Annotated in this window: 15 protein-coding genes; 9 read left to right on the top strand and 6 right to left on the bottom strand. The window is 66.8% G+C overall.

The window, feature by feature from the left end:
- Positions 1-45: 45 nt before the first annotated feature.
- Positions 46-387, bottom strand: coding sequence for a hypothetical protein (locus ACTHQS_RS05015; protein WP_440166606.1), 342 nt, complete (start codon positions 385-387; stop codon positions 46-48).
- 196 nt (positions 388-583) lie between these two features.
- On the opposite strand from ACTHQS_RS05015, the gene ACTHQS_RS05010 reads away from it, so the two are divergent.
- On the top strand, positions 584-1,198 hold the full coding sequence (locus ACTHQS_RS05010) for a PAS and ANTAR domain-containing protein (RefSeq protein WP_440166604.1): 615 nt from the start codon (positions 584-586) through the stop codon (positions 1,196-1,198).
- A 275-nt stretch (positions 1,199-1,473) separates the two neighbouring features.
- Positions 1,474-1,905, top strand: a complete 432-nt coding sequence (locus ACTHQS_RS05005) for a hypothetical protein (protein ID WP_440166603.1) — start codon at positions 1,474-1,476, stop codon at positions 1,903-1,905.
- Between the two features lie 24 nt (positions 1,906-1,929).
- On the opposite strand, the gene ACTHQS_RS05000 is transcribed toward ACTHQS_RS05005, so the two are convergent.
- On the bottom strand, positions 1,930-2,631 hold the full coding sequence (locus ACTHQS_RS05000; protein WP_440166601.1) for a GAF and ANTAR domain-containing protein: 702 nt from the start codon (positions 2,629-2,631) through the stop codon (positions 1,930-1,932).
- Between the two features lie 161 nt (positions 2,632-2,792).
- Here ACTHQS_RS05000 and ACTHQS_RS04995 point away from each other — a divergent pair, with 161 nt between their 5' ends.
- On the top strand, positions 2,793-4,010 hold the full coding sequence (locus ACTHQS_RS04995; RefSeq protein ID WP_440166599.1) for an MFS transporter: 1,218 nt from the start codon (positions 2,793-2,795) through the stop codon (positions 4,008-4,010).
- A 57-nt stretch (positions 4,011-4,067) separates the two neighbouring features.
- Positions 4,068-4,769: an esterase/lipase family protein gene (locus tag ACTHQS_RS04990; protein WP_440166597.1), complete on the top strand. Its 702-nt coding sequence runs from the start codon at positions 4,068-4,070 to the stop codon at positions 4,767-4,769.
- Here the strand turns inward: ACTHQS_RS04990 and ACTHQS_RS04985 are convergent.
- Positions 4,738-5,871 carry a flavin-containing monooxygenase gene (locus ACTHQS_RS04985; RefSeq protein WP_440166595.1) on the bottom strand — a complete coding sequence of 378 codons (1,134 nt, stop codon included), beginning with the start codon at positions 5,869-5,871 and terminating at the stop codon, positions 4,738-4,740. The two genes, ACTHQS_RS04990 and ACTHQS_RS04985, sit on opposite strands and share 32 nt — an antisense overlap.
- A 111-nt stretch (positions 5,872-5,982) precedes the next feature.
- Here ACTHQS_RS04985 and ACTHQS_RS04980 point away from each other — a divergent pair, with 111 nt between their 5' ends.
- Entirely contained in the window at positions 5,983-6,642 is a 660-nt protein-coding gene (locus ACTHQS_RS04980) for a TetR/AcrR family transcriptional regulator (RefSeq protein ID WP_440166593.1), read from the top strand.
- A gap of 56 nt (positions 6,643-6,698) precedes the next feature.
- Here the strand turns inward: ACTHQS_RS04980 and ACTHQS_RS04975 are convergent, their stop codons facing one another.
- A complete protein-coding gene (locus tag ACTHQS_RS04975; protein ID WP_440166591.1) occupies positions 6,699-7,070 on the bottom strand; it encodes a cytoplasmic protein in 372 nt (123 codons plus the stop codon).
- Between the two features lie 74 nt (positions 7,071-7,144).
- On the opposite strand from ACTHQS_RS04975, the gene ACTHQS_RS04970 reads away from it, so the two are divergent.
- The 3 genes from ACTHQS_RS04970 to ACTHQS_RS04960 all read left to right on the top strand — a co-directional run bounded on the left by ACTHQS_RS04970 (position 7,145) and on the right by ACTHQS_RS04960 (position 9,017).
- Positions 7,145-7,750, top strand: coding sequence for a TetR/AcrR family transcriptional regulator (locus ACTHQS_RS04970; RefSeq protein WP_440166589.1), 606 nt, complete (start codon positions 7,145-7,147; stop codon positions 7,748-7,750).
- A 254-nt stretch (positions 7,751-8,004) separates the two neighbouring features.
- On the top strand, positions 8,005-8,382 hold the full coding sequence (locus tag ACTHQS_RS04965; RefSeq protein ID WP_440166587.1) for a VOC family protein: 378 nt from the start codon (positions 8,005-8,007) through the stop codon (positions 8,380-8,382).
- Positions 8,383-8,711: 329 nt separating this feature from the next.
- The gene (locus ACTHQS_RS04960; RefSeq protein ID WP_440166585.1) at positions 8,712-9,017 is read left to right on the top strand and encodes a hypothetical protein; all 306 of its coding nucleotides are present in this window, start codon (positions 8,712-8,714) and stop codon (positions 9,015-9,017) included.
- Positions 9,018-9,021: 4 nt separating this feature from the next.
- Here ACTHQS_RS04960 and ACTHQS_RS04955 read toward each other — a convergent pair whose 3' ends face one another.
- Together ACTHQS_RS04955 and ACTHQS_RS04950 are read right to left on the bottom strand one after the other, a co-directional pair.
- Complete coding sequence (locus ACTHQS_RS04955; RefSeq protein WP_440166583.1) at positions 9,022-9,927, bottom strand: phosphatase PAP2 family protein; 906 nt, start codon at positions 9,925-9,927, stop codon at positions 9,022-9,024.
- Between the two features lie 36 nt (positions 9,928-9,963).
- A complete protein-coding gene (locus ACTHQS_RS04950) occupies positions 9,964-11,148 on the bottom strand; it encodes an MFS transporter (RefSeq protein WP_440166582.1) in 1,185 nt (394 codons plus the stop codon).
- Positions 11,149-11,201: 53 nt separating this feature from the next.
- Here ACTHQS_RS04950 and ACTHQS_RS04945 point away from each other — a divergent pair, with 53 nt between their 5' ends.
- The gene (locus ACTHQS_RS04945) at positions 11,202-12,191 is read left to right on the top strand and encodes an ATP-binding cassette domain-containing protein (RefSeq protein ID WP_440166581.1); all 990 of its coding nucleotides are present in this window, start codon (positions 11,202-11,204) and stop codon (positions 12,189-12,191) included.

Below are 12,191 nucleotides of genomic sequence, written 5' to 3'. Positions count from 1 at the left end.
CCAAAACGACAAGAACTGCCGGCTGGTTGGGGGCTTCCCCCCGCTTCAGACGACTTCGGGGAGCCTTCCCGTTAATACGGACACGGGGGCCGATGACCAGCGCTCGCGTTCCGGCTCGTACGAGATCACCATGGACGCGTCGTTCTCCCGCGCCTCATCGATGGCAAGCAGCAGGGCGTCCTCCATGTGCCTGGCGTATTCCAGCCGCTCGGACAGCGAACCCTGCACCCCACCGTCGTCAATCAGCACGTGGCCCTTGCCGTCCACGATGACTTTCAGTGAATACCCGCGGTCCTCGTGAAGGGACCCCCGGGTGGATGAAATTTCCGTAACCCGGTCTGCCCGGACCAGCCCGTTGCCCAGCGTGCGGATCCACACTTCACCCATTAAATGACCTCCCCTTGGCTCTGGGCGCAGATCATCAGCGCCCCATATGGCGAACGCTACTCCTTCGCGGGCTTGTTGTGACCCCCACACTTTTGCGGAGCCCGCAGGGCAGAATATGACTTGTCCTCCAAGCCCGTTCAGCTAGGGTTGGTGCCGTTAGCCCGCCGGGGGCCGCACCTGACATTGGGAGGACTGTATGTGGTCGAAGCTTGATACGTATCTCTTTCCGCTCAAGCCCTCTGCGCACTGTCCCTCCGGAACCTTCAAGCTGCACGTTACCTCCGGAAAGATGGAGTGGTCTGAGGGCATGTTCGGCATCCACGGTTTCAAGCCGGGCGAGGTGGTGCCGACCATGGAGCTGTTCATGGCGCACAAACACCCGTTGGACCGCGAACCGGTACGCGCCCTCTGGGCAAACCTCCTTGATGGTGGCGGCCAAGGGGCGCTGCTCCACCGGGTCATGGACGTCCGCGGCAAGGAACGCCGCGTTTTCTCTGCCGTCCAGGCCGTTGCCGAGCCGTCGGGGCAGGTGGAGTATGTCCGCGGATTCATGGTGGACGTGACCCAAAGCCTGCGCATCGAGTCCCAGCACGCCGCCGAGGAAGCCATCGAGGGTGCGTTCGGGCACAAGGCCCTCATAGAGCAGGCCAAGGGCATCGTCATGGTGCTGCGGAGTGTGGACGGCCAGACGGCATTCCAGGTCCTGGCCACCAGAAGCCAGCACGCCAACACCAAGCTGCATATCGTGGCAGAGGAACTGGTGAACGCGGCGGCGGACGGCAAGGCCGCCGAGGTCCTGGCGGGCTACTGACCCGGGCAGCCCCTAAGGCGCTGGGTAACCTTCCGGTTCCAGCCAGCTCCTCGCCGTCCAACGTCCTTCCGTTCCCGGCCCGGCGCCCTGGGACCTTCGGCACTTCCCGCCGCCCCGGCCCTAACCTGATTCTGGTAGCACATGACTTAGGGCCAACGCGCCCCGTTCCCGGCGTCGATTGCTGAGTAACTGCCGTTTTGACCCCTGAAAAGGACAAGTACGGAGCAATCGATTCCAGAACGGGCGGGAGCCCACGGACCGGTGAGGAGGGTGGCATGGCGGACAGGACCACCGTGAGCCGGAGCGGAAACATTGGCTCCGCCATCGTCAACGCCCTGCTGCTGTACGGCATCAACATCTGGCCGGGCTGGCGGATAGTGCCGTTCCTGACGGCGGACATGCCCCGCGCTTTGGACCTCATTAATGCATCCCTGATTGCCGCCATCGTGGTGAACGTGGTCTGCGCGGTGATCCATGCCAGGGCACTCCTGGCGCTGGGCAACCTGGTGGTCATGGGCATCGGGCTGGCTGCCATGATGCGCCTCTGGGAGGTTTTCCCCTTCGACTTCGGCACCAGCTGGTCCGGCTGGCCCGTTCTGGTACGCGTGCTCCTGGTTCTTGGCATCATGGGTACGATCATCGGCGCCATCGTTGAGCTGGTAAATCTGTTCCGTGCCCTCGCCGGGCTCCAGCCGCGGGCCCGCTGAGGACTGACGGAGCAGCAGTGGCCCTCAGTCGAAGTGCGTGATGACGTTCGGATCCTTGCCCACGGACGCCACCAGCAGGGCCGCTACCTCCCTGAGCTTGCGGTTGCGGGTATTGGAGGCGCTCCGCAGCACCCTGATGGCTGTGTCCTGGTTGCACTGGTTCTGCGCCATGATGATTCCGGTGGCGAGGTCGATGGTGGTCCTGGACTCCAGCGCCGCAGCGAGGTTGTCCCGGTCCTCCGTCAGTTGCGCCAGCCGCACAGCCACGCGCAGTGCCTTGGAGGCCTGGGCTGCGTGCCCCTGCGCTTTGTGGATCGCCTCGTCGCTGAACGCGTGGGTTTGGGCCGCGTAAAGATTTAGTGCCGCGCTTGCTTCCCCCTCCAGCGGCAGCGGAACGGAGAGGATGGAGCGAATGCCTTCGGACCAGGCCGTGGCGCAGTAGTGTGGCCACCGGCTCTCATCATGCAACGTGGGGATGTAGACGGTTTCCAGGTCCCGAAGGGCGGCCAGGCACGGCCCGTCGCCATAGGCATACTGCAGCTCATCCATGGCTTTGACGCGGGGGTGGCTCGTGGCCACGGTGGCTGGTTTCTTCTTCCGCACCATCGTGACCCCGCAAAGCAGCCTGCTGTGCACGGACAGTGCTGCGGCAGAGAGAGTCACCAGTTCGTGGAGGAGTTCGGCCATATCCGGGCTCTTCAGGACCAGGTCCTGCAGGCGCTCCACAATTCCTTCCTCACGTGGACTTCCCTGCTGTCCCACCATCCTGGATCCCCCCAACCTACTGCGTAGGGAGATTCTAGGATGCAGGGCGGCGGTGGAAACCCCGTACCGTACCCCCTTTCCAATGCAGGGGGTCCGGATCCGGCAGCCATAGGATAAATCTGATGACTTCCCCGGATGACCCCGAGCCCTTCAGCCTGCGCAGTATTGCGGTGGCCGCTTTCGGCCCCACACTGCTTTTCGGAATCGGTCAGGGCGCCATCCTTCCGGTGGTGGCGTTGTCCGCCCGCGACCTTGGCGCCTCGGTGGCCGTGGCCGCCCTGATCGTCACCCTGATCGGGCTCGGATCGTGGTTCTTCAACCTGCCGGCGTCCCTGGTGACCCTGCGCTTCGGCGAACGCTGGTCCATCGTGGGCGCCGCCGTCGCTGCCGGCCTGGCCCTCGCGGCGGCCGCCACCTCCGCCCTGGCCCCGAACGGACTGTGGCTGCTCGCCGTGGCGATGACCGTCGTCGGGATGTCCGGGGCGGTCTTTGGCCTGGCACGGCAAAAGTACCTCACCGAGGCCGTCCCCGTGGCGTTCCGCGCCCGCGCGCTGTCCACGCTGGGCGGCGTCAACAGGATCGGCGTGTTCATCGGCCCGTTCGCGGGGGCTGCGGTGATGCAGTTCTTCGGCATTGCCGGCGCCTACTGGGTGGGGGTGGTGGCCATGGCGGCCGCCGCACTGCTGTCCCTCACCATCCCGGACCTGACGACGCCGGAGGTCCGGTTGGGCGGGGACGGCGGCCCCCAGCCCACGCTCCGTAGCGTGGCGGTGTCGCATGCGGGTGTGTTCCTTTCGCTGGGGATGGGAATCCTGCTGCTCAGCGCGCTGCGGTCCTCCCGGCAGGTGGTCATCCCGCTCTGGTCCGACCATCTGGGCATGGACGCCACCTCCGCGTCCCTGATCTACGGGCTGTCCGGCGCCATTGACATGCTGGTGTTCTATCCGGCCGGAAGACTGATGGACCGCAAGGGCCGGCAGTGGGTGGCGGTTCCGTCCACGCTGCTTATGGGGACCGCGCTGCTCCTGATCCCGATGACCGGGTCCTTCGTGGGGCTGCTGCTGGCCGCGCTGCTGATCGGGTTCGGCAACGGCATCAGCTCCGGGCTGGTGATGACCCTGGGCGCGGATTTCTCGCCGGACCGCGGCCGCGGGCAATTCCTGGGCCTCTGGCGGTTCATGGCCGACGCCGGCTCCACCGGGGGACCGGTCCTCCTCTCCGGGGTGACGGCCCTCGCGTCCCTGGGCCCGGGGATCTCAGCCACGGGCGTCCTGGGCTTCGCGGCGGCGGCCGTGTTCGCCGTCGTCATTCCCCGCCTGAAGCACCGGCGCAACTACTGAGGCGTGTTTGCGGGCCCGGTTGGTGGGTACGCCGCCGGGCAAGGTTATTCTCGATTCATGAGTGATCCCGGCGCCGCTGCCCGTATCGGTCCGCTGCAGAAGGCTGTGTGGTGGGCGCAGGACTACGTGTATGCCGCGGGCTGGCAGGTCCGTGGATTCTTCTCGCGCGTGCAGCCGGCGTCCTTCCGCAACGGAACCCGCCCGCCGGTGGTGATTATCCCCGGCGTGTACGAAAACTGGCAGTTCATGATGCCGCTCATCCAGGCCATCCACGACGCCGGGCATCCCGTGCATGTGGTCACGGTGCTCCAGCGCAACAAGCTGAAGGTGCCGGACGCCGCCAAACTGGTGGCCCAGCACCTGGAGGAAGCGGGGCTGCATGATGCCATCCTGGTGGCGCACAGCAAGGGCGGCCTGATCGGCAAGTTCACCATGCTGTCCCTGGATCCTGAGCACCGGATCGACCGGATGATCGCCGTGTGCGCGCCGTTTTCCGGCTCGCGCTACGCGCGGTACATGCTGCTGCCCAGCCTGCGGATCTTCTCGCCGCGGAACGCCCTGACCCTCCAGATGTCCCGCGAGCTGGCCATCAACAGCCGCATCACGTCCGTCTACGGGCCGTTCGATCCGCACATTCCGGAGCGGAGCGTCCTGCCCGGGGCCACCAACATTGAGCTGCCGGTCGCCGGGCATTTCCGGATCCTTGGCGACCCCGCGACCGCCCGCCTCATTGTGGAGCAGCTGAACCTTCCGGCCTGACCCTGCTGGGAGCCTGGCCCGCTGCTGTTACTGCGCGGTGCGCTTTTGCGGCCATGAGCCGGGCGATAGCGGCTGCGTCCCTGCCCACGCCGTGGACCATGGAAGAGGCCAGCGACTGCTGGAAGGTGGCGCCCAGGAAATACAGTCCCGCCTGGGCTTTGGCCACGCCCCGGTCCTGTTGCGGCTCCCCGTCCGGGCCGAACACCGGCAGGTCAATCCACGCCAGATCCGGGGTGAACCCGGTGCACCAGACGACGTTGGTGATGCCGAGCGTTCTTCCGTCCGCGAGCAGCGGCAGGCCGTCTTTAATGCCTTCCGTCCTGGCAACACGTTCGACGCCGGCACGCACCAGGTCGCGGTTCTTCACCCTGACCAGCGGCCCGCTGTGCGCAAGGATCTGCGGGCGGGCTTTCCTGCCCATGGGCGTGCCGAGGGTCAGGAGGTGCGAGAAGGCGAAGAACACGGCGAGCGTGAGCGGCCTTGCCGCCACAGCGTCGATGGGCCAGGGGATTTCCCCGGGGTGCCTGCCCGAGAGATAAGTCTTTCGGATGGCCGCGAGTTCAAGCGCGACGTCGGCTCCGGAGTTTCCGGCGCCGACCACCAGGACGGGGCCAGGGGTGAGATCCTCCGGGCTCTTGTAGCTTCCCGCCGTGAGCTGCCTGATGTCCGGATTCAACTGCTGCGCGAATGCCGGAACCTTCGGCTTACGGTCCCAGCCCGGGGCAACCACCACGTTGTCCGCGTCGATGCGGCCCTTGCCGGTTTCGATGACGAAGACGTGCCCGTTGTGGCTGAGCCGGTTGACCCGGACGTTGTTCCGTACCGGCAGTTCGAACTTCTCCGCATAGCTGCTGAGGTAGTCAGCGAACTCCTCCCGGCCCGGATATGACCACTGCGGGCCGGGGTAACGGCTGCCGGGAAGGGCGTCGTACCGGGCAGGCGTGAATAACCGGAGGGAGTCCCAGCGGTTGCGCCAGCTGTCTCCGGTCCGCGGGTTCCCGTCGAGGATAAGGAAGGGGCGCTTCAGGCGGGACAGGTGGTAGCCCATGGCCAATCCCGCCTGGCCGCCGCCTATCACCACGGTATCGAAGTGCTCTGACATGATGCCCTGCCCTTCCGCCCCCGTCCGCTGTTCCTGACTTCGCTGCGGTCCCGGGCTTCCTGCTACAATTCATCCGAAGAATACTCGGATGAATTAAGGCTAGGCCCGGCCATGAGCGAAGTCAATGCCCCGGCACGCCGCTACCATTCGCCGCGGCGCAAGGAGCAGGCGGCCGCGACCCGTGACGCCGTGCTGGCTGCTGCCCGCGAGCTGTTTGTGGGGGAGGGCTATCGTTCCACCACCGTGGCGGGCATTGCGCGGCAGGCCGGAGTCGCCGTCGATACCATCTACGCGACCATCGGACGGAAGCCGGACCTGCTGCGGGAAGTGGTGGAAACTGCCATTTCGGGGACCGGCCAGGCGGTGCCCGCAGGGGACCGCGATTACGTGATCCGCCTGCGGGAGGCGAAGGGGGCGGCCGGGAAGATCTCGATCTATGCCCACGCCCTGGCCGGCATCCAGCCCCGTCTTGCCCCGGTCTATCTGGCCCTGCGTGACGCGGCCGGAACCGATCCAGACTGTGCTGCGCTCTGGACCGGGATTTCGGACCGGCGCGCAGCGAACATGCTGAAGTTCATTGAGGACCTCGCCGCCACCGGGGAACTGCGAACGGACCGTCCGGCCACGGAACTCGCCGACGCGGTCTGGAGCATGAACGGCCCTGAGTACTGGGTGCTGCTGGTGGACCAGCGGGGGTGGACGGCCGGCCAGTTCGCCGAGTGGCTGACGGACGCCTGGTGCAGGCTGTTGCTCCGAGGGGGCGGGGCATAGGTATTGCCTTTTATCGGATACCCGCCTGCCTCCTGCGGCTGGCGGGTATCCCGTTACTAAGAAGGGACAGGGCCAAGGCGGCCGGTGTGGGTGGCCGGCAGATGCTGCTCATCCATGCCGGACGTTTCCTGGCGTGGTTCCTTCAGTTCGATGAAGAGGCAGTGTGTAGGGGTGGAGCCGGTGTTGGTGCCTGAATGTTCCTGCGCGTCAAGCCAGCGGGCCTGCCCTGCCTGCAGCTCCACGTCGACTTCCCGGCCTCCCGATCGGAGGCGGCGGGCGAAGGAACTGAGCGTGACCATCACGCTGTCCGGGTGGGAATGGGTTCCGGTGCTGTCTCCGGGGCCGTCGCTGTACTCAAGGACGCGGACCCTGTCGTTTTCGAAGACGAGCCGGTAATGCTGTGGATTCACTGCAATGGGATCGGCCACGGGAAACCCCTGGATGAGTTGTTTGTGTTTATGGGACATCAGTGCCATGACGGTACATAGGTATCATAAGTCTTGTGTCCGCCCACCACAATGAAAAATATTTGGAGACCGGCAGGGTCCGGCAAAAGTCGCGCACGCGGGAAGAGCTGGTGGCAGTCCTCCGGGAACTGTTGAAGGAGGGCCGGGACCCGTCCGTTGCCGACGTCGCCGCCATTGCCGGCATATCCCGGACCACTGCCTACCGGTATTTTCCGGACAAGAAAGCCCTCCTGCACGCTGCCCTCCCGGAGACCGGGCTGGGGTCGCTGCTCGGCGAGGACCCGCCGTCGGACGTCCGTGCCCGCCTGGTGCGCACCCTGGACGCGCACTTCGAGTTCATCCGGGCCTGGGAACCGCAGTTGCGGGCGTCATTGCGGCTGTCCCTTACGCCCGGCGCTGCCCGTCCCACCCTTCGCGGCGGCCGTGCTGTGGGCTGGTACCGCGACGCCCTGTCGCCCTTGGAAGCCGCCGGATCCGCGATCGACATCGCCGCCCTCGCCGTGCGGCTTCGCGCTGTTGCCGGGATTGAACCCTACGTCTGGCTCCGGGACGTGGCAGGCCTCCGGCCCGACCAGGCATTTGGTGCCATGCGTGCCAACGCCCTGGACATTCTTGACGCTGCCCTTCCCGGGCGAAAGTAGTTGGCGCGCTGCTGTGGGGGTGATTCGTTAAGAGAGGAGAAGCGCAGACCGCACGCCTGCTGGAGCTTCACATAACTTGAGCTTCTGTTGACGTTTTACCTCCCCGCTTCCTGAGGTTGGCCGTGCAGAATTGTCTTTAAGCCACCGCAGCCCACGTATCGGCACAAGGAGGGTCTGCCAGCTCGGCGGAAGAAGGTGCCGCTGCATCCCCCCATGCAGTGGCACCGTCTCCCGCCGAGCTGGATACTGGCACCATGTCATGCCGAATCAGCGAACTGGTCCTGAACTGCGACGACCCCGAACTGCTTGCGCGGTTCTGGAGTGACGTCCTTGGGTATGTCGAGCTGGACCGGGAGGACGGGGCGATTGAGATCGGGCCGCCCGACGCCGGGTTCGGCGGACTGCAGCCCACGATTATCCTGAGCGCCAGCAGCAACCCGCGGGTGGGAAGGCTGCCGCTGCACATCGACGTCAACCCGGTGGACCGGGACCAGGACGCAGAGCTGGAACGGCTGCTGGCCCTCGGTGCCCGGCCGGCCGATGTGGGGCAAACCGGCGACGAGCAGTGGCACGTCCTCCAGGACCCGGAAGGAAACGAGTTCTGCCTCCTGCGGAAGCGGCTCGACCCCTGACGCAGGATCGCTGCGCGCCGCAACTGAAAGGGCGGGGAGGGGGAGTGCCGGGCGGCGCCCTCTTCAAAACGCCGCCCTGGCACCTGCAACTATTCACCGCGCCGATCAAGCTGGGGGACTCCAATCCCTCAAGGTTGCCTCAAGACTTCCCGGCATAACGCCGGATGTGCTACCCGGCACCCCGTCCTCAATCCATGCCTCGAAAACCTTTCCGGCGCCATCCTTTAACTCAGGACTCATGACCCCTTACGGGGCAGGTGCGGAAGGGCTAAGTTGTAGCAACACATGCCGTTGTTTCCCATCCCAGCCCATTGCTACAGGGGGTCATCGTGGAGCTTTTCAGCGACAAACCTGCACTCGCCGCGGCTGCCCTCACGAGGCTCGTTGCAGCGGACATTGAAGCCAAGGGGCGCCCCGCCGGGAGCCTGCAGGTATTCCTCAGCGACCTTGTGGTGCGCAACGGACCAAGCATCGTGGAGGAACTGGCCATCGAGCTGGCCCGCCAGCACCTTGCCACGCTGGAGCGGCTGGCCCAGGCCACCGGGCGCCCGGCCGCCCGGTACCTCGACGAACTGGAGCTCGCGGCAGCTTTGGAGGAAAGCATGGGACGGGACTCCCGGGATACGCCCAGTTAAACCCTTACCGCCTGGGTGCGCGCCGCCGTCGTGCGGCGAAGGCGAACAGGGAGGTGGTGGCCACCGTGGCCAGGTACCCCGCGATCACGATCAGCGAGATGCCGGCCCAGAAGTAGTTGGTGGTGCTGGTTTCCTGCCAGGGGCTGGGCGCAATCCGGATGAGCGAGTACACCGCGACGCCGGCCGAAGCCAGACCAATCAGTACGGGCAACGTAAGCCAGATCCGGGCAGAGCCGATGTGGTCGCCGAACCCGTCCCACTCGCGCCAGGATCCCCGCTGGAGGATCAGCCAGCCGGCCGGAATCATGAATACGCCCACCAACAGGAACGCTGCCACCACGTCCGCGGGGCGGTGCCACTGGTTGATCAGCGTGGACACCCCGGAGGCGATGGCGAAGGAGCCGCCGATGAAGCCGGCCATGGGGCGCCAGCGCGGGGACGCCATCAGGAACACGGCCGCAGCAGCGGATGCCGCCAGCGTCGTGTGGCCGGAGGGAAGCGAGTTCAGCTCGAGGGTCAGCACACCTTTGTCCGGGCGCGGCGGCAGCAGGTCCTTCAGCACCTGCGTTGCCACGTTCGCGCCGATGCACGCGGCCACGGCCATCCCGGCCTCCGCCCAGTGCCGCCGGATCACGGTGACAAACAGGACCACGACGGCGGCCATCACCAGTGAAATCGTCGGCAGCCAGTCGAGGAACCGGGTGGCGGCCTTGCCCGCGGGCCCGTGGATCTCCACCGCTTCCACCAGCGCGGACTCGTCGATGAACTGGCCCGTGGTGGTCTGGACGAAGAAGCAATAGGTGGCAACCAGCCCGGCAATGCACGCCACCGTGGACAGCACAAACAGGAACGCCGAGCCCGGGGCAGGCCGTGCCGGAGTCCTGGTGGAAAGTTGCCGTGAAGAAGTCATCGCGGTTAAGGGTGACACAAAAAGCTGGAAGCCCGCTCAGCCCGCGGGGCTGACCGGGTCCAGCCGGGGGACGGCCGCGGCGGCCACCAGCAGCGCCAGCGCGCCCAGTCCGAACGGCAGGGCGGTTGCCGTGGCGATGGCCCCCACCAGCAGGGGTCCGCCGGCATCGCCCAGTTCGCGCCCGAGCTCTGCCGAGCCCATAGTCCGGCCCATCCGCTCCGGCGGCGTGGTGTCCGCCAAGTGCGCGAACCCAAGCGGGGTGGCCACGCCGATGCCCGACCCAATCAGTGCAGCCGCAACGAAGATGGTGACCACTCCCGGGGCGGCCGCCACCAAAGCGATGCCCGCGGCAATCAGCAGCAGGCCCGTCGTCGTGCCCTTATTGTCGCTGACGGCGTGCCGGTCCCGCAGCCTGCCGATCCACGGCTGGGTGAGCACCGAGCCCAGTGCCACCACGCTCACCGCCGCCGTGCCGGCGAAGGCGTCCAGTCCGTGCCGCGTGGCCAGCGCCGGGAGGAAGCCGACGGCGGCACCCAGCGCGCCGGTCGAGGCGGCAAGCACCAGCGTGGGGACCAGGAAACGGCGCTCTCCCACCTGCCGGGCCAGGTCCATCACGGTGTACCGCTTGCGCGGCAGCGGTGCCAGGCGCGGCACCGACACCAGCACCCACACGGCCGTGGCCGCGGCCAGCGCCGACAGGGTGCCGAACAGCAGCGGGAAGCCGCCGGCCAGGATCAGGCCCGCCCCCAGCGGCGGGCCAATGATGTAACCCAGGCTCTTCCAGGAACCGTACCGGCCAAAGTAGGTCCCAGCCTTTCCGCCGCGGGCCATCCTGGCCACCATGGCGGACGACGACGGCGAGAAGGCCGACGCTGCAGCCCCCTGTCCCAGCCGGGCCAGGGCCAGGATGAACGGGTCGGCAGCGCCGAGGCCAATCAGCGACAGTGCCGCGAAGGCGAGCAGCCCGCCGACGATGACCGGTTTGGCGCCAATGCGGTCGCTGAGGGCGCCGAAGACGGGCTTGAGGAACACCTCGGCCCCGTCGTAGAGGGCCAGCAAGATGCCGAGGTTCAGGAGGGTCAGGCCGATGTTTTCGCTCTGCGAGCCCAGCCCGGCCGCGATGCTGTGGGCGCCGAAAGCGGTGACAAACCCCGCCGCATACAGCGGTGCCGTTGACGATCGGGTGGCCTGCGCGCCTGGCACGGATCTGTCGGGGGTCATAGCTGGGACTTTAGTACCTTCACAAAGTTGTGAAAACTTTAAAGACTTGGACCATGAACACCGTTGTCCAGACAGTGGGGTTGCACAAACACTTCGGCCACGTCAGGGCCCTTGACGGGTTGGACCTGGAAGTCCAGCGCGGGGAGATCCACGGATTCCTCGGCCCGAACGGCGCGGGAAAGTCCACCACCCTGCGCGTCCTTCTGGGCCTGGCCCGGGCAACCTCCGGCTCCGCAACGGTCCTGGGGTATGAGCCATGGACCCAGGCGGTGGAACTGCACCGCCGCCTGGCCTACGTCCCCGGCGATGTCCGGCTCTGGCCGAACCTGTCCGGCGGCGAAACCATCGACCTGCTGTCCCGGCTGCGCGGCGGCACGGCTGACGGTGCCGCGTACCGCCGCCGCAAGGACCACCTGTGCCAGGTCTTCGACTTCGATCCGGCGAAGAAGGGACGCGCCTATTCCAAGGGCAACCGGCAGAAGGTTGCGCTCATCGCCGCGCTGGCCACCGAAGCGGAGCTCTACCTGCTGGACGAGCCCACCAGCGGCCTTGACCCGCTCATGGAGGAGGTGTTCCGGGGTGAGCTGCTCGCCGCCGTCGACCGCGGGGCCAGCGTGCTCCTTTCCAGCCACATCCTCTCGGAGGTGGAGGTGCTGTGCCACCGCGTGAGCATCATCCGCGCCGGCAGGATCGTCGACGGCGGCACCCTGGACTCCCTGCGGCACCTCACCAGGTCCGAAGTTTCCTTCGCGGCGGACGGCTTGGATGCGGAGGCCCTGGCCCGGCTGGGTGCGGTGCATGACCTGACGGTCGACGCCGGGCGCGTCCGGTTCAGGGCCGACGCGGACCGGATCGCCGAGGTGCTTCCAGTCCTGGGTGCCCTGGGCGTGCAGGGCCTGACGATCGTCCCGCCGTCCCTCGAGGAGCTGTTCCTGCGGCATTACGGTGACACCTCCCTTGGCGCTGAGACCCCGGATCAGCATCTGGCCGAAGGGAACCACGGTTCCCGGCGGCACCTGCTCGGTGCCAGGGGGCGGAGCTGA

The organism is Arthrobacter sp. SAFR-044, assembly GCF_051965175.1.
In the GTDB taxonomy this organism is placed as follows: Bacteria; Actinomycetota; Actinomycetes; order Actinomycetales; family Micrococcaceae; genus Arthrobacter.
Note: the sequence above shows the minus strand (reverse complement) of the source record. Positions and strands in the feature narration are given on the sequence as shown.